General features: G+C 70.1%; 23 protein-coding genes. 7 read left to right on the forward strand and 16 right to left on the reverse strand.

Going from position 1 to position 23,609, the window contains the following annotated elements; genetic code table 11:
- Window positions 1–361: 361 nt before the first annotated feature.
- Together ACFE64_RS04580 and ACFE64_RS04585 are read right to left on the reverse strand one after the other, a co-directional pair.
- Complete coding sequence (locus ACFE64_RS04580; protein WP_375391278.1) at window positions 362–1,174, reverse strand: hypothetical protein; 813 nt, start codon at window positions 1,172–1,174, stop codon at window positions 362–364.
- A 140-nt stretch (window positions 1,175–1,314) separates the two neighbouring features.
- Entirely contained in the window at window positions 1,315–1,842 is a 528-nt protein-coding gene (locus tag ACFE64_RS04585) for a PEPxxWA-CTERM sorting domain-containing protein (protein WP_375391279.1), read from the reverse strand.
- Window positions 1,843–2,275: 433 nt separating this feature from the next.
- On the opposite strand from ACFE64_RS04585, the gene ACFE64_RS04590 reads away from it, so the two are divergent.
- A complete protein-coding gene (locus ACFE64_RS04590) occupies window positions 2,276–4,243 on the forward strand; it encodes an autotransporter assembly complex family protein (protein ID WP_375391301.1) in 1,968 nt (655 codons plus the stop codon).
- Window positions 4,240–8,361 carry a translocation/assembly module TamB domain-containing protein gene (locus tag ACFE64_RS04595; RefSeq protein ID WP_375391280.1) on the forward strand — a complete coding sequence of 1,374 codons (4,122 nt, stop codon included), beginning with the start codon at window positions 4,240–4,242 and terminating at the stop codon, window positions 8,359–8,361. The genes ACFE64_RS04590 and ACFE64_RS04595 overlap by 4 nt, the downstream gene beginning before the upstream one ends.
- Here ACFE64_RS04595 and ACFE64_RS04600 read toward each other — a convergent pair.
- From ACFE64_RS04600 to ACFE64_RS04610, 3 genes are read right to left on the reverse strand one after another with little or no spacing between them, the layout of a single operon-like run.
- Window positions 8,355–8,753, reverse strand: coding sequence for a PIN domain-containing protein (locus tag ACFE64_RS04600; RefSeq protein ID WP_375391281.1), 399 nt, complete (start codon window positions 8,751–8,753; stop codon window positions 8,355–8,357). The two genes, ACFE64_RS04595 and ACFE64_RS04600, sit on opposite strands and share 7 nt — an antisense overlap.
- Window positions 8,754–9,026, reverse strand: a complete 273-nt coding sequence (locus ACFE64_RS04605) for an antitoxin (protein WP_375391282.1) — start codon at window positions 9,024–9,026, stop codon at window positions 8,754–8,756. It lies immediately after the preceding gene.
- A gap of 51 nt (window positions 9,027–9,077) precedes the next feature.
- Window positions 9,078–10,502: an aldehyde dehydrogenase family protein gene (locus ACFE64_RS04610; protein WP_375391283.1), complete on the reverse strand. Its 1,425-nt coding sequence runs from the start codon at window positions 10,500–10,502 to the stop codon at window positions 9,078–9,080.
- Window positions 10,503–10,584: 82 nt separating this feature from the next.
- Here ACFE64_RS04610 and ACFE64_RS04615 point away from each other — a divergent pair, with 82 nt between their 5' ends.
- A complete protein-coding gene (locus ACFE64_RS04615; protein ID WP_375391284.1) occupies window positions 10,585–11,556 on the forward strand; it encodes a quinone oxidoreductase in 972 nt (323 codons plus the stop codon).
- 159 nt (window positions 11,557–11,715) lie between these two features.
- Here ACFE64_RS04615 and ACFE64_RS04620 read toward each other — a convergent pair whose 3' ends face one another.
- Window positions 11,716–12,327 carry a YbhB/YbcL family Raf kinase inhibitor-like protein gene (locus tag ACFE64_RS04620; RefSeq protein ID WP_375391285.1) on the reverse strand — a complete coding sequence of 204 codons (612 nt, stop codon included), beginning with the start codon at window positions 12,325–12,327 and terminating at the stop codon, window positions 11,716–11,718.
- Between the two features lie 34 nt (window positions 12,328–12,361).
- A complete protein-coding gene (locus ACFE64_RS04625) occupies window positions 12,362–13,450 on the reverse strand; it encodes a radical SAM protein (RefSeq protein WP_375391286.1) in 1,089 nt (362 codons plus the stop codon).
- Window positions 13,451–13,607: 157 nt separating this feature from the next.
- Between ACFE64_RS04625 and ACFE64_RS04630 the strand changes: the two genes are divergently transcribed.
- The gene (locus ACFE64_RS04630; RefSeq protein ID WP_375391287.1) at window positions 13,608–13,853 is read left to right on the forward strand and encodes a hypothetical protein; all 246 of its coding nucleotides are present in this window, start codon (window positions 13,608–13,610) and stop codon (window positions 13,851–13,853) included.
- A 124-nt stretch (window positions 13,854–13,977) separates the two neighbouring features.
- Here ACFE64_RS04630 and glnA read toward each other — a convergent pair whose 3' ends face one another.
- From glnA to aroQ, 8 genes are all read right to left on the reverse strand, one after another.
- Window positions 13,978–15,390 carry a type I glutamate--ammonia ligase gene (gene glnA / locus ACFE64_RS04635; RefSeq protein WP_375391288.1) on the reverse strand — a complete coding sequence of 471 codons (1,413 nt, stop codon included), beginning with the start codon at window positions 15,388–15,390 and terminating at the stop codon, window positions 13,978–13,980.
- A 50-nt stretch (window positions 15,391–15,440) separates the two neighbouring features.
- Window positions 15,441–16,886 carry an ammonium transporter gene (locus ACFE64_RS04640; protein WP_375391289.1) on the reverse strand — a complete coding sequence of 482 codons (1,446 nt, stop codon included), beginning with the start codon at window positions 16,884–16,886 and terminating at the stop codon, window positions 15,441–15,443.
- Window positions 16,887–16,900: 14 nt separating this feature from the next.
- Window positions 16,901–17,239 (reverse strand): P-II family nitrogen regulator, encoded by a 339-nt coding sequence (locus ACFE64_RS04645; RefSeq protein ID WP_375391290.1) that lies wholly within the window; start codon window positions 17,237–17,239, stop codon window positions 16,901–16,903.
- A 16-nt stretch (window positions 17,240–17,255) separates the two neighbouring features.
- A complete protein-coding gene (locus tag ACFE64_RS04650; RefSeq protein ID WP_375391291.1) occupies window positions 17,256–18,017 on the reverse strand; it encodes a TorF family putative porin in 762 nt (253 codons plus the stop codon).
- Between the two features lie 184 nt (window positions 18,018–18,201).
- On the reverse strand, window positions 18,202–18,540 hold the full coding sequence (locus tag ACFE64_RS04655) for a P-II family nitrogen regulator (RefSeq protein ID WP_375391292.1): 339 nt from the start codon (window positions 18,538–18,540) through the stop codon (window positions 18,202–18,204).
- Window positions 18,541–18,767: 227 nt separating this feature from the next.
- Complete coding sequence (accC, locus tag ACFE64_RS04660; RefSeq protein ID WP_375391293.1) at window positions 18,768–20,120, reverse strand: acetyl-CoA carboxylase biotin carboxylase subunit; 1,353 nt, start codon at window positions 20,118–20,120, stop codon at window positions 18,768–18,770.
- 1 nt (window position 20,121) lies between these two features.
- Window positions 20,122–20,592, reverse strand: a complete 471-nt coding sequence (gene accB / locus ACFE64_RS04665; RefSeq protein ID WP_375391294.1) for an acetyl-CoA carboxylase biotin carboxyl carrier protein — start codon at window positions 20,590–20,592, stop codon at window positions 20,122–20,124.
- A gap of 12 nt (window positions 20,593–20,604) precedes the next feature.
- Entirely contained in the window at window positions 20,605–21,039 is a 435-nt protein-coding gene (gene aroQ / locus ACFE64_RS04670; RefSeq protein WP_375391295.1) for a type II 3-dehydroquinate dehydratase, read from the reverse strand.
- Between the two features lie 47 nt (window positions 21,040–21,086).
- Between aroQ and ACFE64_RS04675 the strand changes: the two genes are divergently transcribed.
- The 3 genes from ACFE64_RS04675 to ACFE64_RS04685 all read left to right on the forward strand — a co-directional run bounded on the left by ACFE64_RS04675 (window position 21,087) and on the right by ACFE64_RS04685 (window position 22,653).
- Complete coding sequence (locus ACFE64_RS04675) at window positions 21,087–21,350, forward strand: hypothetical protein (protein ID WP_375391296.1); 264 nt, start codon at window positions 21,087–21,089, stop codon at window positions 21,348–21,350.
- Between the two features lie 13 nt (window positions 21,351–21,363).
- Window positions 21,364–22,371, forward strand: a complete 1,008-nt coding sequence (thiS, locus tag ACFE64_RS04680; protein WP_375391297.1) for a sulfur carrier protein ThiS — start codon at window positions 21,364–21,366, stop codon at window positions 22,369–22,371.
- Window positions 22,372–22,449: 78 nt separating this feature from the next.
- Window positions 22,450–22,653, forward strand: coding sequence for a CsbD family protein (locus ACFE64_RS04685; RefSeq protein ID WP_375391298.1), 204 nt, complete (start codon window positions 22,450–22,452; stop codon window positions 22,651–22,653).
- Window positions 22,654–22,953: 300 nt separating this feature from the next.
- Here the strand turns inward: ACFE64_RS04685 and ACFE64_RS04690 are convergent.
- On the reverse strand, window positions 22,954–23,609 hold a 656-nt coding region (locus tag ACFE64_RS04690; protein ID WP_375391299.1), incomplete at its 5' end, for a S1 RNA-binding domain-containing protein.

The raw sequence follows: 23,609 nt of genomic DNA on the forward strand, positions 1-23,609 counted from the left end.
CTGTTGCTGCCGGTTGTCATCGCCGTCGCTCTGCCTCTCTGGCAGACGCAATTACGGGATGGATGGCTGGAGATGGCGGTCGGTAGCTTAGCGTGGCTGTTCTGGATCGCGGTGGTCGTCTGGGCGGTGCTGACCTTTGTCGCAATACGTTGGCACCGGGCGTGGTGGCTTCTCCTTACCGCGCCAGTCGTGCTCTACCCGGTTGTCATTACCCTTTTCGTAGTCGCCGCCTGTGCAACGGGAGATTGCTTCTAAGGGGGAATGTCCGCTTTTGGGCGATAGCCGACATTCGCAGCGGCGGCGGCCGCCGAGGTCCGTGTGTGGTGGGAAGCCGAAGGTCCGCTTTCGCAGCGCGTTGGCTTCAAACGAATCCGCCGCGATCTCCGTCGAGCACAGCCAGCGGCGCACCGATCACCGCGGTGCGCGCGCGTAGCGCCGCACGAAGGTAGGGCATGGGCAGCGCCAAGAAGCGGCGTGCAGTCATAGTCAGGAACTCGCGCGCGTCGCGGCCAAGGTGCGGCGCGTCATGGTAGCCCGGCGGCACGACCGGCATCGCGGAGTCCGTCATGAGAGCCGGGACGAGCACGCGCAGCAGCCGAGCGCGCCGGCGCACCAGGCCCGGCGCGTGGCCGATATAGCGTTCGCTCATCCGCCCAACCCGGCAGCGCGACAGTCCTAGGTGCGCTGACGCATCACCAAGGGACAAGCCGTCGCGCTCAAGCGCCGTCGCCACGGCTGCCGCGTCTGCCTCGTCAGCGTGTGCAGGCGGCAGCCGATCCAGGAAGAAGGCGTCGAGCAGCGGCGCGACTTGCTCTGCCTGATCCGAAGCGTGCAGCGCCGCCACAAGGTCGGTAACCCAGTCCCGCCCGAGGGCCTCGACGAACATGTCATCCGCCGGCTCCACCCGATCGCGCAGCTCGGCGGCCGGACGTCGGCTGAACCGTGCCCAGCCAGCGGGGGTAAGATCTAACGCTACCGATACGCCACCGCTGCCGGCAAAAGGGATAGGGCTGGTGGTCGGGCCGAACACCACCGCCCGACCTAGCTCAATAGGCGCACGTCGACGCAGGCGCGCGCTGACGGGCCCGCTGGCGAGCACGATCCACAGCTGTGCGCGCCCCGGCAGCACCCAATCGTCCGGCCCCGTCCAGACCGCTGGATCGGCGTCGAGCACCGCATAGGCCGGGATCAGCGCCCGCAGCTCCGCTGCTGGTCGCTCGAAGCGCAGCGCGGTGCCGGGCGGCAGGCGGAACGCCTCCGGGTCGACGCCGGGAACAAGGCTGCCACTTCGTATCAATGGCATATGCGGGTCCGTCAGGCGAAGGCCAGCGCCACCCGCCGCCGCATCGCGACCCCCACCAGACCGAAGCCAGCGATCATCATCGCCCACGAGGCGGGCTCGGGAGTCGGAGAAGCTACAACAGCACGACGCGTTACAACATTCGATGTTGAATAGTAGACGCTGTTAGTTCCTGGCGCCGAGTAAACCAGATACATGCTAAACGTCACGTCTCCGCTCGTGTTAAAGTAGAAAGCGTTGTAGAACTGGCTCGTGCCAGAACTGACGTCGCACACAGCGCCAGTGCACTTGTCACCGAAGATGATGCTGTTGCTATTATTAATATAGCTGGCCGTGACGGGCGTGTAGGCGCTGCCCAAGGTTGAAGTGAAGTTGTTCACTGCGACAGTGCCACTGTAATTGGTAGTGTCATAGGTCAATCCGATGGACCCACTGATAGCAGAGTTTGGTCCAGATGTGAAAACCGACGTAAAGTCGTAAGTCGCGGTAATCACTGTCGCGTTTGCTGACCCAGCCACCATCGTCGCGGCAAGCGCCGCCAAGCCAATCTTCATACTCAAACCCCCACACGGCGTGCATCCAATTGCCTCGCCCCAGCGCAGGCGTTAACAGGCCGTTTACGACCAAGCGACGGCCTTTTCTTACCAAAAGCATTAAGTTCCGGATCGGAACGCCACATGCGATAAATGCTAGGATGGGCTTGTCCCCATAGCTGCCGTTACCGTCACGAAGCAAAGAAGCACGATCGCCCGCGTGGCAGTCTCAGGTACGGCTTGCGTGCAGGGGTCGCGTACTCGTCGACCGCCGGTGGCCGCTATTGGGCGATAGCCGACAGGCAGCTAATTCAGATTGAGCCACCCCTCGCTCAACCCGCCGCCGAGCCAGCGGTGTTGCGCGGCGGCCACGGCGACGAGCCGATGCGGCGTTGCGGTGCGCGGGGCTGTCGCGCCTCGCATGGGGCGGCTAGAGGACGCCATGGTGTTCCGCATGGGGCGGCTCGCTCCGGCGGCCGCCGCGTCCCTGCTCGCGCTGTCCGCCCCGCCCGCCGCGGCCCAGATCGCGCCGGTGCCCGCGCCTGCGAGCGCGTCGGCGCCGCAGGTGGAGCCGCCGCCGCTCGATCCCGCCGCGCCGCTGGCCGAATTGCCCGGCATCGGCGTCGACTGGCCGGACCTGGCCGGCGCGCCCGCGACGCCGGTCGCCGCCGCCGAGGCCGACGCGGCCGCCGAGCACCGCTATACGTGGCGGCTCGACGGCGTGGACGGCGTCGGCTCGGCGGTGCTGCGCCAGCGGTTCGACCAGCTCTCCGCGCTCAACGCGCACGATCGCCAGCCCGCCAACGCCGCGCAGCTCGATCGCCGCGCGCGCGACGATGCCGAGCTGCTGCGCTCGCTGCTGCGCGCCGCGGGCTATTACGACGCGCGGGTCGCGACGCGGGTCGAGGCGGGCGCGCGGCCGCTGGTGGTGCTGGCGGCGACGCCGGGCACGCTCTACCGCCTGGCCGGGGTGACGCTGGCGGGGCTGGGCGCGGCGGGCGGCAAGACGGCGGGGCTGACCGAGACGTTCGGGGTCAAGCCGGACGATCCAGTCGACGCCGACGCGATCAGCAAGGGCGAGGCGGCGCTGAAGGTCGCGGTCGGGCGGCAGGGCTTTCCGTTCGCGCGGGTCGGCGAGCCGGAGGTCGTCGTCGACCACGCGACCAAGACCGCGACGCTGGCGATGACCGTCGAGCCCGGCGCGGCGCTGAACTTCGGGCGGATCGTCGCTGCGCCGGGCAACCGGGTGTTCGCGCCCGATCATGTCCAGGAGATCGCGCGCTGGGGTCCGGGCGACCCGTACGACGCCGGCTCGCTCGACGACCTGCGCCGCGCGCTGATCCAGACCAGCCTGGTCTCGTCCGTCGACGTGACGCCGGTGCCGGGCGCGGCACCGGGCACGGTGGACATCGCGGTGAAGACCGAGCCCGCGCCGGTCCACACCGTCGCCGGCGAGCTCGGCTACGGCACCGGCGAGGGCGCGCGCGCGGAGCTCGACTGGACGCACCGCAACCTGTTCCCGCCCGAGGGCGCGCTGACGCTGCGCTCGGTGCTGGGCACCGAGGAGCAGCTCGGCTCGGTGATCTTTCGCCGGTCCGACTTCCACGAGCGCGACCGCTTGCTGACCCTGCAGCTCGCCGCCGCGCACACCCAGCGCGATGCCTATGACGCGCGCACGCTGTCGATCTCGGGCGCGCTGGAGCGCCAGACCAACATCTTCTTCCAGAAGACCTGGACCTGGTCGCTCGGCGCGGAGCTGGAGGCGTCCGACGAGCAGGACGTGATCGTGTCGACCGGGCAGCCGCGACGGCGGACCTATTTCATCGGCGCGCTGCCGACCAGCCTGACCTATGACGGCTCCAACGACCTGCTGAACCCGTCGACCGGCTTCCGCCTCGGCGCGCGGGTCAGCCCCGAGCTGTCGCTGCAGGGCGCGGCGTTCGGCTATGCGCGCCTGCAGTTCGACGCCAGCGCCTACCAGCCGATCGGCGGCGTGGTGCTGGCGGGGCGCACGCGGCTGGGCACGATCGCGGGCGCGCCGCGCGACCAGATCGCGCCGTCGCGGCGCTTCTACGCGGGCGGCGGCGCCTCGGTGCGCGGCTATGGCTATCAGGCGATCGGGCCGCGCGACCCCAACAACGATCCGATCGGCGGCCGGAGCCTGGCCGAGTTCTCGATCGAGGCGCGCGTCCACGCCTTCGGCAGTTTCGGCGTGGTGCCGTTCCTCGACGCCGGCAACATCTACACCTCGCCCCTGCCCAAGTTTTCGGGGCTGCGCTACGGGGCGGGGCTGGGGGTGCGCTATTATTCCAATTTCGGGCCGATCCGCGTCGATGTCGGCACGCCGCTGAACCCGCAAAAGGGCGACACGCGGGTCGGCGTCTACGTGTCGCTGGGGCAGGCGTTTTGAGGCGCGCGCTCGCCTGGCTGGCGGGCGGCGTCGCGGCGCTGCTGGCGCTGGCCGCCGCGGTGCTGCTGCTGGTCGATACCGATCTCGGCCATCGCTGGGTCGCCGAGCGGATCGACGGGGTGAAGACCGCCACCGGGCTGCGCTTCGCGGTCGGGCGGATCGACGGCTCGCTCTACGGCGACGCGCGGCTGAGCGACGTGCGGGTCTATGATCTCGACGGGCTCCTGTTCCAGGCGCCGCAGGTCGAGCTGGGCTGGCGGCCGTGGCGCTGGTTCGCCAACAGCCTCGACGTCGAGCGGCTGGCGATCGGGCAGGCGACGCTGTTCCACGCGCCCCACACCCGCCAGACCGGCCGGCGCGGGCCGATCCTGCCGGCGTTCGACATCCATGTCGGCCGGCTGAGCGTCGCCCGGCTGCTGCTCGCGGCGCCGGTGCTGGGCAGCGCGCGGGTGGCGCGGATCGGCGGCCGCGCGGACATCCGGCGCGGGCGCGCGCTGCTCGATCTCGCGGCGATCGTCGCGGGCAGCGACCGGCTGCGACTGACGCTCGACGCGGAACCGGACCGGGACCGGTTCGACGTGGGCGTGACGGCGCGTGGAGCCGCCGCCGGCGCGCTCGCGCAGCTGGGGGGGTTCCGCGCGCCGGTGGCGCTGGACGTGGGCGGGCAGGGCAGCTGGTCGCGCTGGACGGGCGCGGCGGTCGGCACGCTGGGCGGGGCGCGGGTCGTCGACCTGAAGCTCGCGGCGACCGGCGGCCAGTATCGGCTGAGCGGCGCGCTCGCGCCTTCGGTCGTGCTCCACGGCAAGCTGCAGCGGCTGACCGCGCCGCGGATGCTGGTCGACGGGACCGCGACGCTGGCCGACCGGCAACTGCGCGGCGCGCTGGCGCTGCGGACGCCGGCGCTGGCGGCCAACGTCACGGGCGGGCTGGACCTGGCCGCGCGCGCCTATCGCGACGTCCGCGTCCGGCTGCGGCTGCTCCGCCCGCCCGCCCTGTTCCCCAACATGACCGCCGACGCGATGGAGCTGCGCGCGATCCTGGACGGCCCGACCGCGACCGCGCGGTTCGACTATCGCCTCGACGCGCGCCGCTTCGCCTTCGATACCACCGGCTTCGAGAACGCCCATGCGGCCGGTTCGGGCCGGCTGTCGCCCGCACCGGTGCGGCTGCCGGTGCGCTTCACCGCCACGCGGGTGACCGGCATCGGCGACGTGGCGGGGGGCATCCTGCGCAGCCTCACGGTATCGGGCGTGCTGCGCGTGACGGCGTTGCAGGTGACGGGCGACGATCTCCAGCTCCGCTCGGACAAGCTGGCCGGGCAGGTCGGGCTGTTCGTCGATCTTCAGAACGGCCGTTACCAGATCGGCCTCAACGGCGTGCTCGGGCGCTATCTGATCCCCGGGCTGGGCGTGGTGGATGTGCGATCGGAGCTGCACGCGACACCTGGCGCGGGCGGCCACGGCACGCGCGTGATCGGCCATGGCACCGCGCAGATGGTGCGGCTCGACAACGCGTTCTTCCGTTCGCTGCTGGGCGGGCTGCCGCACATCGAGACCGGGCTGGAGCGGACGCCGGACACGGTCCTCCACTTCAACGGCTTACGGCTGACCGCGCCGAGCCTGCAGCTGACCGGCAACGGCTATCGGCGGCGCGACGGCACGGTCCATTTCGAAGGGAGCGGCACACACGTCACCTACGGCCCGGTGCAGCTGGTGCTCGACGGCCAGATCGACCACCCGACGCTCGACCTGCGCTTGCCGCTGCTCAACAAGACCTTGGGGCTGCGCGAGGTGAGCGCGCACCTGGACCCGATGCCGACCGGCTTCGCGTTCCGGGCGGCGGGGCAGTCGCGGCTCGGGCCGTTCGTCACCGGCGGCTCGATCCTGCTGCCGAGCGACGGTCAGGCCTCGATCATGGTCGCCGCGCTCGACGTGATGGGGACCCGGGCGAGTGGCCAATTGCTGATCGTGCCCGGCGGTTTTCAGGGGCGGCTCGGCGTGGCGGGCGGCGGGCTGGGCGGCGAGCTGCTGTTCCGGCCGATCGGCGCCATCCAGCGGATCGAGACGCATCTCGACGCCGACGGCGCGCGGCTCGGCGGCGGCGGGACGACGCTGCGACGCGGCCATCTGGACCTGACGACGTTGCTCGATCCGGCGGGCACGCGGCTGGAGGCGAGCGCGACCGGCGCGGGGCTGGCGCGCGGGCGGCTGCGGCTGGCGCGGTTCAGCGGCTCGGCCAGGCTGGTCGACGGGACGGGCGAGGTGCGCGCGGCGATCTCGGGCACGCGCGGTCGCGCGTTCGACATCCGCACGGTCGCGCAGGTGAGCCCCGCCGGCGACGCGATCAGCGCCGACGGCACGCTCGACGGTCGCCCGATCCGGCTGCTCGAACCCGCCCGGCTGACGCCGGAAGGCGACGGCTACCGGCTCGGCCCGACCCGGCTCACCTTCGCCGGCGGCCAGGCGCAGATCGGCGGCACGTTCGGCGGCAACCGCATGAGCGTCGACGCGAGCCTGGCCGACGTGCCGCTCGCCGTGCTCGACATCGGCTATCCGGGCCTGGGCCTCGGCGGCACCGCGTCGGGCACGCTGAGCTACGCCTCGGCGATGGGCGCGGCCCCGACCGGGCGGCTGAACGTGACGATCCGCGGCCTGACCCGCTCCGGGCTGGTGCTCACCTCGCGCCCGGTCGATGTCGGACTGGCGGGCGTGCTCACGCCCGACCGGCTCGGCATGCGCGCGGTCGCCGCATCGGGCGGCAAGACGGTGGGGCGGGCGCAGGCGCTGCTGACGCCGCTGGGGGGCGGCGATCTCGCGACGCGGCTCGCCAATGCGCCGCTGGCCGCGCAGCTGCGCTATGCCGGGCCGGCCGACACGCTGTGGCGGCTGACCGGGGTCGAGCTGTTCGACCTGTCCGGCCCCGTCGCGATCGGCGCGGACGTGAGCGGGCGGCTCGCCCAGCCGGTCATCCGGGGCAGCGTGCAGGCGCAGGGCGCGCGGATCGAGAGCGCGACCACCGGCACGGTGCTGACCGACGTCGCCGCGACCGGCCGGTTCGGCGGCTCGCGGCTGGCGATCGACCGCTTCGCCGCGACGGCCGGGCGCGACGGCAAGGTGAGCGGGACCGGGCAGTTCGACTTCGCCGCCGCGCACGGGATCGGCCTCGATCTCAAGCTCCAGGCCGAGCATGCGGTGATGATCAACCGCGACGACATCGGCGCGACCGTCACCGGTGCGCTGACGTTTCGCTCGGAGGGGCAGGGCGGCACCATCGCGGGCGACGTGAGGCTCGACCGCAGCCGCTACCGGCTCGGCCAGGCCAGCGCCGCGAGCGCCGCGCCGCAGCTCAACGTCCGCGAGATCAACCTGCCCGGCGGCGGCGAGGAGGACGAGGCGCCGCCCGCGGCGTGGACGCTGGCGCTGCGCGCGCGGGCGCCCAACGGACTGCTGGTGAGCGGGCTGGGGCTGTCGAGCGAATGGTCGGCAGACCTGCAGATCGGCGGCGCCCCCGACAACCCGGCGATCAGCGGCCGCGCCACCCTGATCCGCGGCGATTACGAGTTTGCCGGGCGCGAGTTCCAGCTGGAGCGCGGGGTGATCCGCTTCGACGGGGCGGTGCCCGCCAACCCCGCGCTCGACATCGCCGCCGACGCGGACACGACCGGGCTGTCGGCCACCATCCGCGTGACCGGCACGGGGCTGAAACCGGAGATCAGCTTCACCAGCGTGCCCGCGCTGCCCGAGGACGAGCTGCTGTCCCGCCTGCTGTTCGGCACCTCGATCACCAACCTGTCCGCGCCCGAGGCGCTGCAACTCGCCGCGGCGGTGGCGGCGCTGCAGAACGGGGGCGGGGGCCTCAACCCGATCAACGCGATCCGCCGCGCCGCCGGGCTCGACCGCCTGCGCATCCTGCCCGCGGACCCGCAGACCGGGCAGGGCACCTCGATCGCGGCGGGCAAATACGTGACGCGGCGGCTCTACGCCGAGATCGTGACCGACGGGCAGGGCTATTCGGCGACCCAGGTGGAGTTCCAGGTCACGCGCTGGCTGTCGCTGCTCTCCAGCATCTCGACGCTGGGCCGGACCAGCGGCAACCTGCGGGTGTCGCGGGATTACTGAGCCGCGGGCCAGACTTCCAGCTTGAGGCCGGGAATATCGCGGAAGTCGGAGCCGTTAATCGTGACTAGCGTCAGCTCGTGAACGATCGCCGTGGCGGCGATGAGGCGGTCGAGCAATCGTGGGCGCGAGAAGCCGGCGGCGCGAATGATGCGGCCGTACGTGTCCACGATCGGCCGATCGAGGGGGAGCACCATCACGAAGCTCAGGAGATCATCATAGCCGCGCAGGCGATTTCGCAGCAGCGGCTCCGACGCCACGAGACCGGCTTGTAACTCTACGACCGATATCAACGAGAGATTGATCGGTTCCGTTTGTGTGGCCGCCCAGGAAACGAAGGGCTCATCGCCATCCCGCAGGTGAATGGCGACGTTGGTGTCAATCAGGAAAGCCAATCAGATGAGCCCTGGACGGTCCGGCGCCTCAAACGGTTCGCGCGTCCCAACCTCCCGGTACGGCGCGTCGGCCCATGCAGCGCGCAAAGCGGCGGCGAGCGCCTGGTTTTTCCGCAGCGCCGCCTCCGGATCGACTGCGGGCCTGATCGTGAGGCCAAGACCGCTCTTCTCGATCGTGACCTCCGTTCCAGGCTCGAACCCCAACTCTTTCGGCAGCCGCACCGCAGCGCTATTGCCGCTTCTGAACACCTTTCCCTTGACGATCGCGTTCATGCTGCCTCCGTAGTCACGCGTATATACACGTGACCGGAGGTATCTGCAACGTCACGCCGCCTCGCCGACGATCGTCTTCACCTCCATGAAGTCGACCAGCCCGAACTTGCCGCCTTCGCGGCCGTTGCCCGACTGCTTGTAGCCGCCGAACGGGGTGCCGCCGCCGCCGCCCCATGTGTTGATCGAGACCAGCCCGGCACGCAGGCGCGGCGCGACCTTGGCGGCCGCGGCGGGGTCGCCCGAGATGGTGGCGGACAGGCCGTAATCGGTGTCGTTGGCGAGGCTCACCGCCTCTTCGGCGTCGGCATAAGGCGTCAGCGTCGCGACCGGGCCGAACGTCTCCTCGCGCCAGATGCGCATCTCGGGCGTCACGTCGGCGAGCACCGTCGGCTTGATGTAATAGCCGGCGTTGCGGCCATCGGGGCGGCCGGGGCCGCCGGTGACGAGCGTCGCGCCCTCGTCGATCGCGGACTGGATCAGCTCCTGGATCTTGTCGAACTGCGCCTTGTTGACGACCGGGCCGATATGCTGGCCCATCGTCGCCGGATCGCCGACCTGGGCGGACTCCATGATGCCCTTCACCACCTGCGTCGCCTCGTCCAGCTGGCTGGCGTGGACGAGCAGGCGGGTCGGCGCGATGCAGCTCTGGCCGCTGTTCGCCAGCACGCCCTGCACGGTGGGGGGAAGCACCTGGCCGAGATCGGCGCCTTCCAGCACCAGGTTCGGCGCCTTGCCGCCCAGTTCCTGGTGGACACGCTTGACGGTGGGCGCCGCTGCCTGCGCCACCGCGACGCCGGCGCGGGTAGAGCCGGTGAAGCTGACCATGTCGACGCCCTTGTGCGCGGACAGCGCCGCGCCGACGCCGGGGCCGTCGCCGTTCACCAGGTTGAACACGCCCGCGGGCACGCCCGCCTTGTCGAGCACCTCGGCCAGGATCACCGCGCAGGAGGGACATTCCTCCGACGGCTTCAGGATCATCGTGTCGCCGGCCGCCAGCGCGGGGGCGACCTTGGCGCAGATCTGGTTGAGCGGCCAGTTCCACGGCGTGATCATCGCCACGACGCCGATCGGCTCATGGACGACGCGCGCCTTGCCGATCCGCTCCTCCCACTCGAACTCGCCCAGCGCCTTCAACGTGGTCATGAAATAGCCAAGGCCCGCAGGCACCTGCGCTGCCTGCGCAAAGCCGATCGGCGCGCCCATCTCCTCGCTCACCGCCTGGGCGAGATCGGGGATGCGCGCCTTGTACTCCTCGATCACCCGCTCCAGCAGCTGGGTGCGCTCGGCGACCGTGGTCCGGCTGAACGTCTCGAAGGCGCGACGCGCCGCGGCGACCGCCTTGTCGGCATCGGCGGCGCTGCCGAGCGTGATCTCGGTGACCGGCTGCTCGGTGGCGGGATTGATGACCTCCGCGCGGCGGCCGCCGTCGCTATCCACCCATTGACCGTCGATATAATGCTGCAGATGGCTGTTCATCACCGCTCTCCTGGCCTCGCTTTGAACCGGGTCATGCGGCGGGGGTTCACGCGTTGCAACCGGAAACGGATGAGGTGACGGGATGGCGCGGGCGGCGGTGATCGAGCGGACGGGCGGGCCGGAAGTGATCGGGTGGCGCGACGTCGCACTGCCGCCGCCGGGGCCGGGCGAGGTGCGCGTGCGGCACGCCGCCGTCGGGCTGAACTATATCGACACCTATTTCCGCAGCGGGCTGTATCCGGTCACGCTGCCGAGCGGGCTCGGCGCCGAAGCCGCGGGCGTGATCGAGGCCGCGGGCGAGGGCGTCGACCTGCCGGTCGGCGCGCGCGTGGGGACCTGGGGGCCGGCGCTGGGCGCCTATGCGACCGCGCGCAACGTCGCCGCCGAGGCGCTCGTGCGCCTGCCCGACGATGTCGAGGACGAGACCGCGGCCGCGATCCTGCTCAAGGGCGCGACGGCGGCGTTCCTGGTCGAGGACTGCGCGCGGGTGCAGGCAGACCAGACGGTGCTGGTCTGGTCCGCGGCGGGCGGCGTCGGCCATCTGCTGGTCGGCTGGCTGAAGGCGATCGGCGCGACGGTGATCGGCGTGGTCGGCACCGCCGCCAAGGCCGATGCGGTGCTCGCCGCGGGCGCGGACCATGTCTTGCGGCACGACGCCGACGACGTGGCCGCGCGGGTGCGCGAGCTGACCGGCGGCGTGGGCGCGCCGGTGGTGCTCGACGGGGTCGGCGCGGCGACGTGGGAGGTGTCGCTGAAGAGCGCGGCGCGACGCGGGCTGATCGTCAGCTACGGCAATGCCGGCGGCGCGGTCGAGGGCGTCAATCTGGGCGTGCTGGCACGCCACGGCTCGCTGTTCGTCACGCGGCCGACGCTGTTCGACTATGCGGTCACGCCCGCCGACCGGCAGCGGCTCGCCGACCGGGTGTTCGCGATGCTGCGGCAGGGAGCGATCCGGCCGGAGATCGGCCAGCGCTGGCCGCTGGAGCAGGCGGCCGACGCGCATCGGGCGCTGGAGGCGGGGAAGACCCGGGGGAGCACGGTGTTGCTGCCCTAGCCTCCCTCGGGCTCACGCTAACCTGGCGGGTGTCCTCGGCAGGTCGTTGCAGTCGGTCGAGCGATCGCCTCGCCGACCCGGCAGCAGGCCGCGGATCGCCCGGCGGACATGGTCGGCGTCAGGCGTGCAGCGGGGAGGGCTACCAGCATCGGGTTCTCCTTACGGAGTCGGCGGCGCAGTCTGGCCGAACACACCCACCAGCTCGCCCCGGGCAAGGACATGACCCTTCATCTGCGCAAGCACCGCCTCCCGGTCCGCGCCGGCCGGGGCCGACAGCGTCGTGTCGAGCGCGAAGACCTGGAAGTGATAGTGGTGCGGCAGGTCGCCGATCGGCGGGTGCGGGCCGCTGAAGCCGACGACGCGCATCGTCGTCGTTCCCTGCCGCGCCGCGACGGGCGGCGGCGTCTCGGGTCCGATCGCCACGCCTTCGGGCAGGCCGGGGGTGGCGATGTTCCAGACGAGCCAGTGGGTCACCGGCTTGATCCTGCCGTCCGGGTCGTCGACGATCAGCGCATAGGCCTGCGTCCGCGCCGGTGCGCCGCGCCAGGCCAGCGGGGGCGAGACGTTGTCATCGTATTTCGTGTAGCGGCGCGGGATCGGCCCGCCGGCGGCGAAGGCGGGCGAGACCACCGTGAGGCGGCCGTCGCCGCGCGTCTCCACGCGATCCATGGCGATCGGGCCAGGCGGTGGCGCGGTCGGCGCCTGCGCGAGAGTCGCGGCGGCGGCAGACAGCGGGGGCAGCATCGCGGCAAGCGGCTTCCATCGGTGCACGACCGGCTCCTTCATCCTGTTGCGCGCCCAACGCTCACGTCCAATAGAGGATGCGCGCGGCCGGCAGCGTCGCGGCGATCTCGCGTTCGAAGAAGCGGCGCAGCGCGGTCATCGTCTCGGCCGGGTAGACGTGCTTGACCCCGCGGAACTTGGTACGCTTCTCGACGCGGGCGGTGGGATCCATCTCCAGCGCCGAGCCCGGATACCAGCTGTCGAGCACCGCCTTGGAGCCGGGCGTGAAGCGGTGCGTGATGAGCTCCACGGTCAGGTCGAGGCCGTCGACGCCCGCCAGCGCGGCCGCGGCGTCGGCGAGGAGGCCGGCATAGGCCTGCTCCCACCCTTCCGCGGCGATGATCGGCGCGATCGTCAGCCCGACCTTGTAGCCGGCGCGCGCGACTTGCCCGAGCGTCCGGAGGCGCGCCGCGACCGGGCTGGTGCCGCCCTCGAACCGCGCGAAGCGGGCCGGGTTCACCGAGGCCCGCATCCGGGTCTTGCCGCCATGCGCCAGTTCGAGCAGCGGCGCGACGGCGGCGAATTTGGTGGTGAAGCGCAGCTGCGCGTCCGCCTCCCACGCCCCGACATAGTCGATCAGCGCCGTGAGCGAGCCCGTCAGGTGCTCCAGCGCGAGCGGATCGGTGTAGCAGGACGCTTCATAGGTGGTGCCCTCGCCGGCGCGGGCGCGCGAGCGCGAGGTGACGCGGCCCTGGCCCAAATGGCGGGGCAGCTCGTCCAGGATCTCCGGCAGGTTCGCGTAGACGCGGGTCACCGGCGGGCCGGTCAGCGAGCCGGCGAGATAGCAGTAGCTGCAATGCGCGGGGCAGCCCTCGGCCAGGTCGACGCGCCAGTCGGCCGACGGCGCGATCGGCTGCAGGCGACGCTTCGACGGCGGCGCGACGACCAGCGCCAGCGTGCGCTTCGCTTCGGCGTAGCGGCGGCGGGGATCGTCGGGCCAGGCAAAGGCGAGCCGGTCGTTGCCCTGCTCGATGATCTCCACGCCCAGCGCCGTCGCGCGCGCGACGATCGCGCGGCCGTGCTCCCAGCCCAGCGACGAGCGGGTGACCAGGAGGCGGCGCGGGGTCCATGGCTTGACGTCGGTCGTGGCGAGGGCGGCGGCGGGGGGCATCATCCGTCCAACCCGCGAAACGGTCGGCGGGTGCCGGACGGCTGTGCGCGCGGGCAACAGTTTGGCAAAATGGCGATCGGGAGCAACGTTCTAGGTTGCGCCGGCCATGCCGCCGTGCTTTGGCCTCGCCGAAGTCGGAGAGGAAAGGGAGTTTTCAATGAAGCTGGCCAAAGCCATCATGACCGCCGCCGCCATGTCGTTGGCGGCCGCTCCTGCGCTCGCCGCGCCGGCGGCTAACCCGGCCGCGAGCCTGTCGGTCGCCAAGTCGGTCCGCTCGGGTGCGTCCGCCAAGCACGGCAACGAGCTTGCCGGTGGTGGCCTGATCGTCGCGATCGTGGCCGCCGTCGCGGTGATCGTCGCCGTCGTGATCGTCGCCTCGGACGACAACAGCGACAGCAACTGATTACGGATCGCCTCCACAGGTAGAGAAAGGGGACGCCGCGGCGTCCCCTTTTTTGTGCATCCGCCCGGACGGCGATGGGCGAAACCGGCGTGCGGCGCGGCGTGATGCCGCGCCGCGATCGGCGTCAGCCGCTGTAATACATGTCGTATTCGACCGGGCTGGGCGTCATCTCCCAGCGCGCGACCTCTTCGTATTTCAGCTCGACATAGGCCTCGATCTGATCCTTCGAGAACACGTCCCCGCGCAGCAGGAAGTCGTGGTCGGCCGTCAGGCTTTCCAGCGCCTCGCGCAGCGATGCGCAGACCGTGGGGACGTCGGCGAGCTCGGCGGGGGGCAGGTCATAGAGGTTCTTGTCCATCGCCTCGCCGGGGTGGAGCTTGTTCTGGATGCCGTCGAGGCCGGCCATCAGCAGCGCCGCATAGGCCAGATACGGATTGGCGAGCGCGTCGGGGAAGCGCACCTCCACCCGCTTCGACTTGGCGCCCGTCCCGTAGGGGATGCGACACGACGCCGAGCGGTTGCGCGACGAATAGGCGAGCAGCACCGGCGCCTCATAGCCCGGCACCAGCCGCTTGTAGCTGTTGGTCGACGGATTGGTGAAGGCGTTGATCGCCTTGGCGTGCTTGATGATCCCGCCGATGAAGAACAGGCACATGTCGCTGAGGCCGGCATAGCCGTTGCCGGCGAAGCTAGGCTCGCCGCCGTTCCAGATCGAGAAATGGGTGTGCATCCCCGAGCCGTTGTCCTCCTTGATCGGCTTGGGCATGAAGGTCGCCGTCTTGCCGTAAGCGTGCGCGACCTGGTGGACGACGTATTTGTAGACCTGCATGCGATCGGCGGTCTGGGTCAGCGTGCCGAAGGTGAGGCCCAGCTCGTGCTGCGCGGCGGCCACCTCATGGTGGTGCTTGTCGCAGGGCAGGCCCATTTCCATCATCGTCGAGACCATCTCGCCGCGGATGTCGACGGCGGAGTCGACCGGGGCGACCGGGAAGTAGCCGCCCTTGGCGCGCGGCCGGTGGGCGAGGTTGCCGCCCTCATATTCCCGGCTGGTATTGGTCGGCAGCTCGATGTCGTCGATCTTGAAATAGCTGGTCGCGTAGCTGGTCTCGAACCGGACATCGTCGAACAGGAAGAACTCGGCCTCGGGGCCGACATAGACGGTGTCGCCGATCCCGGTCTGGCCGAGATAGGCCTCGGCGCGCTTGGCGGTGGAGCGCGGATCGCGCGCGTAGAGCTCGCCGGTCGAGGGCTCGACGATGTCGCAGATCAGGATCAGCATCGGCGTCGCCGAGAACGGATCGACATAGATGGCGTCCAGATCCGGCTTCAGGATCATGTCGCTCTCGTTGATCGCCTTCCAGCCCGCGATCGACGAGCCGTCGAACATGAAGCCGTCATCCAGCTCGTCCTCGCCGACCACGCCCGACACCATCGTCAGGTGCTGCCATTTGCCCTTGGGATCGGTAAAGCGCAGGTCGACCCACTCGATCTCCTCGTCCTTGATGCGCTTCAGGATGTCCGCTGCGGTCGCCGCCATTCGATGCTCCTCGAGAAAATAGGGGCGGACCGCGGCCCGCCCCGGACCCGTCAGTAGTGATAGGCGCGTTCGCCATGCTCGCCGATGTCGAGCCCCTCATGCTCGACCTCCGGCGACACGCGCAAGCCCCAGACCTTGTCGATCGCGAAATACAGGATGGCCGAGACGACGCCCGACCAGATGAGCGTGGTGAGCACGCCCTCGCACTGCACCCAGACCTGATGTCCCATCAGGTATTCGCCTGGAACCATCGTGCCCGGCTTGGTGGTGTAGTCGGCGATGCCCTGGCCGCCGAACTTCGGCGCCGCGAGGATGCCGGTCATGATCGCGCCGGTGATGCCGCCGATGCAGTGGACGCCGAACACGTCGAGCGAATCGTCATAGCCGAACTTCGACTTCACCGTGGTGACGAAGAAGAAGCAGATCGGCGAGACCATCAGGCCCAGGATCACCGCGCCCATCGTCCCCGCATAGCCCGACGCCGGCGTGACCGCGACCAGCCCCGCGACGACGCCCGACGCCGCGCCGAGCAGCGACGGCTTGCCCTTCACCACCTGCTCGGTCAGCAGCCAGCTCATCGCCGCCGCGGCGGTCGCGATCATGGTGTTCATGAACGCGACCGAGGTGACGCCGTTCGCCTCCAGGTTGGAGCCGGCGTTGAAGCCGAACCAGCCCACCCACAGCAGCGACGCGCCGATCATCGTCATGGTCAGCGAGTGCGGCGGCATCGGCTCGCGCGGATAGCCGATGCGCTTGCCGATGATGAGGCAGCCGACCAGGCCGGCGATCCCGGCGTTGATGTGGACGACGGTGCCGCCGGCGAAATCGAGCGCGCCCTTCTGAAACAGCCAGCCCGCGTCGGCATTGGCCGCGTCCAGCGCCGCGCCGCCCTTCAGCGCCGCATTCGCGAGCGCGTCCGGCCCTTCCCAATACCAGACCATGTGCGCGATCGGAAAATAGACCAGCGTCACCCAGAGCGCGACGAACAGCATCAGCGGCGAGAACCGCACCCGTTCGGCGAAGCTGCCGATGATCAGCGCCGGCGTGATCATCGCGAACGTCATCTGGAACAGGACGTAGGTGAGCTCCGGGATATAGACCCCGTTCGAGAAGGTGGCGGCCTGCGCGTTGGCGTCGACGCCCTTCAGGAAGGCCTTGGACAGGCCGCCGAAGAACGGGTTGCCGCCGGTGAACGCCTCCGAATAGCCCCATGTCACCCAGATCACGCCGACCATGCAGACGATCATCAGCACCTGGGTGAGCACCGACAGCATGTTCTTGGAGCGGACCAGCCCGCCATAGAACAGCGCCAGGCCCGGGACCGACATCATCAGCACCAAGAGCGTGGAGACCAGCATCCAGGCATTGTCGCCCTTGTTGACCGTGGCCACCGGGATGGCGGCGCCCGGCGGCGTCTGCGCGAAGGCAGGATGGGCGGCGAGCGCCGCGATGCCGAGCGTCGCGACGGCGAGCCCGGCCTTGGTCAGGCGGTTCATGAGTGTCCCCCTTGTCACAACGCGTTCTCGTCGGTCTCGCCCGTGCGGATGCGCACCGCCTGGCCGAGATCGAGCACGAAGATCTTGCCGTCGCCGATCGAGCCCGTGACGGCGGCCTGCTGGATGGTCTCCACCACCCGCCCGGCCAGATCGTCGGCGCAGGCCACCTCCAGCTTGATCTTGGGCACCATGTTGGTGGCGTATTCGGCGCCGCGATAGATCTCGGTCTGCCCCTGCTGGCGGCCGAAGCCCTTGACCTCGGTGACGGTGAGCCCGGCGATGCCGATCCCGGTCAGCGCCTCCCGGACCTCGTCGAGCTTGAACGGCTTGATGATGCTGATGACGAACTTCATGCCTCTCCCCCCTCGCTTAGAAGCTGAAACCGATCGACCCGACCACGCCGCCCTTGCTGATGTTGCGGTTGTGGCCGCCGCCGGCGGGGTAGCTGAACAGGTCCTTGTCGGTGTCGACATAGGCCGCGCTCAGCGTCACCGCCTTCCACGTATAGGCGGCGGTCACGCTCCAGTCGGTGTAGCGCTCGCCGAAGGTGATGTAGTTGCGGTCGAACGAGTGGCCGAGATGGCCGGTGACCGTGAGCCCCGTCCTGGGGATAGCGGCGGCGAGCTCGGCATAGCCGTAGATACCCGCGCTCTTGCGGCCGTCGAGCGCCAGCCCGGCCTGTTTCCAGGCGAAATTGCCGCCCAGCTTGGCGCTGAACGGCCCCAGCGTGTGGCTGACATTGGCGTAGGGCTCGAAGAAGTCGGTATTCGCTCCGTTGTTCTGCGGATAGACGTAATAGAGGACGCCGCTGTCGAGCGTGGTGCCGCCGTGGAACGCGTGCTTGTAGCCCGCGATCAGGTCGAGCTCGGCGTCGCTGCCGTTGGCGATATAATCGTCGATCGTGCTGCCCCAGAAGCTGGCGTAGAAGCCCGAGCTGTGGGTCACGGTCGCGGTGCCCTGGACGGCCACGCTCTTGTTGGTCTGCGACAGGCCGCGGAACCGATAGTCGGTGACGATCGCCGCGCCGCCGGTGACGGCGACTGCGGGCGGTGGCGCCGTGTCCTGTGCCGCCGCGGGTGGAATCAGCGACAGGCCGGCCAGGGCCGCGGTGGCAGGTAAGACGATCCGCATCGCGATGACTCCCCCCTTGAAGGCAGCCTGTCAGACGCTCTCCCGGCCGTGACCACGATCGCGCCGCGTCACTGATTGGTAACAGACTATCAGCCGAAACGTCGGTCGCAACACTTTATTGCGGCGCAGCGAGTTTTCTTGAATTGACCAGGCGTGCAGCTTCGCCCGGCCTTGCGAAAACGGGTCAGATCGCCGCGTCGTCGCGGTCGCCGGTGCGGATGCGCAACGCCGACTCGACGGGCAGCACGAAGATCTTGCCGTCGCCGATGCGGCCGGTCTGCGCGGCGGCGGCGATGGCCTCGACGCAGCGTTGCGCCAGCCCGTCCTCCACCACCACCTCCAGCTTCACCTTGGGCAGGAAATCGACGACGTATTCGGCGCCGCGATACAGCTCGGTATGGCCCTTCTGCCGGCCGAAGCCGCGGGCCTCCAGCACGGTGATGCCGGAGACGCCGATCTCGTGCAGCGCCTCCTTCACCTCGTCGAGCTTGAACGGCTTGATGATCGCCTCGATCTTTTTCATGCCCGCCGCTCCGCCGAAGATGCCGGCCCGGATCGTGCCAGCGGCGGGGTGTGGGGGCAAGGCCGTCGTTCGAGGACGTCGCGCACCCGTTCGGGCGGGCTCCCCGTCACACCGGCCCGGTGCCTGGGTCCATTCCCGAGTTTGCCCGGACGTTCGGCGCCAGTCGGTCGTTGAAGAAGAGCGGCGGTGGATGCCGGCGCGAGGCCGGCATGACGGCGAGCCCGGCCTCAGCCGTCCTGCCGCGCCAGCCACGCCTCCAGCCACTTGATCGTATACTCGCCGGCCTGGAACTCCGGATCGTCGAGCAGCGCCTGGTGGAGGGGGATGGTGGTGGTCGGCCCCTCGATCACGATCTCCTCCAGCGCGCGGCGCAGGCGGGCGAGACAGCGCTCGCGGGTGGTGCCGTAGACGATCAGCTTGGCGATCATCGAGTCGTAATAGGGCGGCACGCGATAGCCGGCGTAGAGCCCCGAATCGACGCGGACGTGCATGCCGCCGGGCGCGTGATACTGCTTCACCAGCCCCGGCGAGGGCGCGAAGGTGCGCGGGTCCTCGGCGTTGATGCGGCACTCGATGGCATGGCCGCGGAACTGCACCTCGGCCTGGGTGCAGGACAAGGACTCGCCCTCGGCGATACGGATCTGCTCGCGGACCAGATCGAGGCCGGTGATCATCTCCGTCACCGGGTGCTCGACCTGGAGGCGGGTGTTCATCTCGATGAAGTAGAAGGCGCCGTTCTCCCACAGGAACTCGATCGTGCCGGCGCCGCGATAGCCCATGTCGGCCATCGCCTTCGCCACCACGCCGCCCATGTGCGCGCGCTCCTCGGCCGTGATGACGGGGGAGGGGGCCTCCTCCAGCACCTTCTGGTGGCGGCGCTGGAGCGAGCAGTCGCGCTCGCCCAGGTGGATGGCGGCGCCCCGACCGTCGCCGAACACCTGGAACTCGATGTGGCGCGGATTGCCGAGATACTTCTCCAGATAGACGGTGGCGTCGCCGAACGCCGCCTTCGCCTCCGAGCCCGCCTGCTGCATCAAGGGTTCGAGCTGGTCGGGCGTGTCGCACACCTTCATGCCGCGGCCGCCGCCGCCCGACGCCGCCTTGATGATGACCGGATAGCCGATCCGCGCGGCGATCGCGCGCGCCTCCGCCGGATCGCCGACCGCGCCGTCCGAGCCGGGCACCAGCGGCAGGCCGAGCGCGCCGGCGGTGCGCTTGGCCTCCACCTTGTCGCCCATGGTGCGGATGTGCTCGGGCTTGGGCCCGACGAAGATCAGGTTGTGGAGCTCGACGATCTCGGCAAACCGCGCGTTTTCCGACAGGAAGCCATAGCCCGGGTGGATCGCGTCCGCGCCGCTGACCTCGGCGGCCGAGATGATGTTGGGGATGTTGAGATAGCTGTCGGCGGCGGCGGGCGGGCCGATGCAGATCGCCTCGTCGGCGAGGCGGACGTGCATCGCGTCGCTGTCGGCGGTGGAGTGCACCGCGACCGTCTTGATCCCCATCTCGTGGCACGCGCGGTGGATGCGCAGCGCGATCTCGCCGCGATTGGCGATCAGGAGCTTGCGGATCCTGGGCATGTCAGTCGAGCACGACCAGCGGCTGGTCGAACTCCACCGGCTGGCCGTTCGCCACCAGCACCGCGCGCACCGTGCCCGCGGACGGGGCGGTGATCGGGTTCAGCACCTTCATCGCCTCGATGATCAGCAGCGTGTCGCCGGCGGCGACGCGCTGGCCGGGCGCGACGAAGGGCTTGGCGCCGGGCTCGCCGGACAGATAGACCGTCCCGACCATCGGCGACTTGACCGCGTCGACGGGTGTGGCGGGGGCGGACGCGCCGGTCTCGGCCGGTGCGGGAGCGTCGGGCGGCGCGACAGGAAGCGCGGCGGCGTGATGGATCACGGCGGGCGCAGGCGCGGTGACGGTCGCGGCGGTGCGCGCGACGCGGATGCGCACGCCCTCGTCCTCCACCTCGATCTCGGTCAGGCTGGTCTTGTCCAACAGCTCGGCGAGCTGACGGATCAGCTCCATGTCCAGGGTGCGGTCTGCCATGCGCGGGTCCTGTCAGAAGCGCGCGGCGGCTTCAAGCGCGAGCAGGTAGGACAGGGCGCCGAACCCCGCGATCGTGCCGCGCGCCGCCTGGCCGACCAGGCTGACGTGGCGGAAGGGCTCGCGCGCATGCGGGTTGGAGAGGTGGACCTCGATCACCGGCGTCGCCACCGCCTTGATCGCGTCGTGCAGCGCGACCGAGGTGTGGGTGAAGCCGCCCGCGTTGAGCAGCACCGCCCGGGCGGCGCGCGCCTGCGCCTCGTGCAGCCAGTCGACCAGGTGACCCTCATGGTTCGACTGCCGCATGTCGATCGTGAGCCCCAACGACCGCGCGCGATCGTCGAGCCGCCCGGCGATGTCGTCCAGCGTGTCGGAGCCGTAGATCTCCGGCTCGCGCGTCCCGAGCAGGTTGAGGTTGGGGCCGTTCAGGACGAAGACGGTGTCGGGCATTCGGGTCTCGCAATTTACGTCGGGCCACTTATAGAGGCGGTGCAGCCATGGCCACCTATCCTGACAATCCCGGGTTTTCGCTCGATATTCGCGAACATATTGCTCGCATCGACAAGTCTCAGGCCGAGCTGAGCAGGATACAAGGCGAGCTCAACAGGTGGCAGCTCGAAGAAATGAAGATGCGGGCCGAAACTGCGAAGATCGAGCGTGACACCCGGCTTGCACCGTGGTCAATGATCCTCATGGTGCTGGGCGCGGCTTCGGCGTTCTTCGCAGCCGGCGCCGCCTTCATGAAGCTCGCCGCTGGCTGAGGCCGGGCTCGCCATGTCCCACACCGACGGCACCGTCTCCATCACCGTCAACGGCGAGCACCGGCGGGTCGCCGCCGGGCTGACGCTGGCGCAGCTCGCGACCGAGATGGGGCTGGTGCCCGAAAAGGTGGCCGTCGAGCGCAATCTGGAGGTGGTGCCGCGCTCGACACTGGCGCAGGTGTGCGTGGAGGACGGCGACGACCTGGAGATCGTCCATTTCGTCGGCGGCGGCGACCACGCGGGCGCCATCGATACCGACGGCTGGACGGTGGCGGGGCGGACCTTTCGCTCGCGGCTGATCGTGGGCACGGGCAAGTACAAGGATTTCGCGCAGAACGCCGCCGCGCTGGAGGCGTCGGGGGCGGAGATCGTGACGGTGGCGGTGCGTCGGGTGAACGTCAGCGACCCCAAGGCGCCGATGCTGACCGACTTCATCGATCCCCGGCGCTTCACCTACCTGCCCAACACCGCGGGCTGCTTCACCGCCGACGAGGCGGTCCGCACGCTCAGGCTGGCGCGCGAGGCGGGGGGGTGGAACCTCGTCAAGCTGGAGGTGCTTGGCGAGGCGCGCACGCTCTACCCCGACATGCGCGAGACGCTGAAGGCGACCGAGACGCTGGTGCGCGAGGGCTTCGAGCCGATGGTCTATTGCGTCGACGATCCGATCGCCGCCAAGCAGCTGGAGGAGGCGGGCGCGGTGGCGATCATGCCCCTGGGCGCGCCGATCGGCTCGGGCCTGGGCATCCAGAATCAGGTGACGATCCGGCTGATCGTCGAGGGCGCGGGCGTGCCGGTGCTGGTCGACGCCGGTGTCGGCACTGCGAGCGACGCGGCGGTGGCGATGGAGCTGGGCTGCGACGGCGTGCTGATGAACACCGCCATCGCCGAGGCGAAGGACCCGGTGATGATGGCGGCCGCGATGCGCGCGGCGATCGAGGCGGGGCGGCTCGCCTATCGCGCCGGGCGCATGGGCCGGCGGCGCTACGCCGATCCGTCGAGCCCGCTCGCCGGCCTGATCTGAGCGGAACCTCCCCCGGGCCCGAGCGATTATAATCTGTGTCATCCGCGGCCCAGGGGTCGCGAGCACAGGAGACAGATCATGGGCGAGCTCACCGACAAGATCAAAGGCAACGTCAACGAAGCGATCGGCAAGGCGAAGCAGGCGGTCGCCGGCGACCCGAGCGATCCCGCGCGCACGCACGAGGACGACAAGCTCGAGGCGGAAGGCGCCGGCCAGGAGCTGAAGGGCAAGGGCCAGCAGGTCCTCGGCAAGGTCAAGGGCGCGCTCGGCGACGACGTCTGAGCATAGTGCCGGCTGCGCCAGCATCCCGGCGAGCCCTGATCCCTTTGACGGGATGAGGCAATCGGGAGGGCGGCGTCAGCTCGAACGATCGAGGTTCGTCACGGCGGGGCCGTTCCGGGAGACCGGGGCGGCCCTTGCTTTTGGGGGCTCGAATAGACCGTCTTGGGCAGGGAACGCTGCGTCGCGAGCATGAGCCCGCCGTCGATATCGGCGCGGCACCCGCCATTGGCGAAGGACGCAGCAAAGGAGGCTCGGAACCAGGTTCCGAGCCCCCAATGCGTCACCCGTCCGGGTGGTCGATCAATCCCGATCGTTGGTCAGGAATGCCGGGGCGAACTCCGGTGCGGGGCCATCCTCGCGGGTGCCCTCGGCACGCGGGGGCCGCGGACCGCGGTCGCCGCCCTCGCGGCGCGGGCCGCGCTCGCCGTCGCGGCGTGGACCACGGTCCCCGCCGTCGCGACGCGGGCCGCGATCGCCGCCCCGATCTCCGCCCCGATCTCCTCTGGGACCACGATCGCCACGGTCACCGCCGCTCCGCTCACGCGGCTCGCGCGCCGGGCGGCTGTCCTCGAGCTCGGCGCCGGTCTCCTGATCGACGACGCGCATCGACAGGCGGACCTTGCCGCGCGGATCGATCTCCAGGACCTTGACCTTCACCGCCTGGCCTTCCGACACCACGTCGGTCGGCTTCTCGACCCGCTCGTTCTTCATCTCGGAGACGTGGACGAGCCCGTCCTTGCCGCCCATGAAGTTCACGAACGCGCCGAAATCGACGATGTTGACGACCTTGCCGTCATAGACCTTGCCGACCTCGGCCTCCTCGACGAGACCCTTGATCCACTTGATCGCGGCCTCGATCTGCGCCGGGTCGGACGACGACACCTTGATGACGCCCTCGTCGTCGATGTCGACCTTGGCGCCGGTGGTGGCGACGATCTCGCGGATCACCTTGCCGC

It is taken from the genome of uncultured Sphingomonas sp. (genome assembly GCF_964250165.1).
In the GTDB taxonomy this organism is placed as follows: Bacteria; Pseudomonadota; Alphaproteobacteria; order Sphingomonadales; family Sphingomonadaceae; genus Sphingomonas.

Coding starts and splice junctions, on each gene's coding strand:
- accC (WP_375391293.1), bottom strand. CDS start 20,120: ATGCCCAGGATCCGCAAGCTCCTGATCGCCAATCGCGGCGAGATCGCG.
- glnA (WP_375391288.1), bottom strand. CDS start 15,390: ATGGCGGCGACCGCAGCGGACATCCTGAAGCGCATCAAGGACGAGGAG.
- ACFE64_RS04645 (WP_375391290.1), bottom strand. CDS start 17,239: ATGAAGTTCGTCATCAGCATCATCAAGCCGTTCAAGCTCGACGAGGTC.
- accB (WP_375391294.1), bottom strand. CDS start 20,592: ATGGCAGACCGCACCCTGGACATGGAGCTGATCCGTCAGCTCGCCGAG.
- ACFE64_RS04640 (WP_375391289.1), bottom strand. CDS start 16,886: ATGAACCGCCTGACCAAGGCCGGGCTCGCCGTCGCGACGCTCGGCATC.
- aroQ (WP_375391295.1), bottom strand. CDS start 21,039: ATGCCCGACACCGTCTTCGTCCTGAACGGCCCCAACCTCAACCTGCTC.
- ACFE64_RS04610 (WP_375391283.1), bottom strand. CDS start 10,502: ATGAACAGCCATCTGCAGCATTATATCGACGGTCAATGGGTGGATAGC.
- ACFE64_RS04630 (WP_375391287.1), top strand. CDS start 13,608: ATGAAGCTGGCCAAAGCCATCATGACCGCCGCCGCCATGTCGTTGGCG.
- ACFE64_RS04675 (WP_375391296.1), top strand. CDS start 21,087: ATGGCCACCTATCCTGACAATCCCGGGTTTTCGCTCGATATTCGCGAA.
- ACFE64_RS04605 (WP_375391282.1), bottom strand. CDS start 9,026: ATGAACGCGATCGTCAAGGGAAAGGTGTTCAGAAGCGGCAATAGCGCT.
- ACFE64_RS04615 (WP_375391284.1), top strand. CDS start 10,585: ATGGCGCGGGCGGCGGTGATCGAGCGGACGGGCGGGCCGGAAGTGATC.
- thiS (WP_375391297.1), top strand. CDS start 21,364: ATGTCCCACACCGACGGCACCGTCTCCATCACCGTCAACGGCGAGCAC.
- ACFE64_RS04655 (WP_375391292.1), bottom strand. CDS start 18,540: ATGAAAAAGATCGAGGCGATCATCAAGCCGTTCAAGCTCGACGAGGTG.
- ACFE64_RS04590 (WP_375391301.1), top strand. CDS start 2,276: ATGGTGTTCCGCATGGGGCGGCTCGCTCCGGCGGCCGCCGCGTCCCTG.
- ACFE64_RS04685 (WP_375391298.1), top strand. CDS start 22,450: ATGGGCGAGCTCACCGACAAGATCAAAGGCAACGTCAACGAAGCGATC.
- ACFE64_RS04650 (WP_375391291.1), bottom strand. CDS start 18,017: ATGCGGATCGTCTTACCTGCCACCGCGGCCCTGGCCGGCCTGTCGCTG.
- ACFE64_RS04625 (WP_375391286.1), bottom strand. CDS start 13,450: ATGCCCCCCGCCGCCGCCCTCGCCACGACCGACGTCAAGCCATGGACC.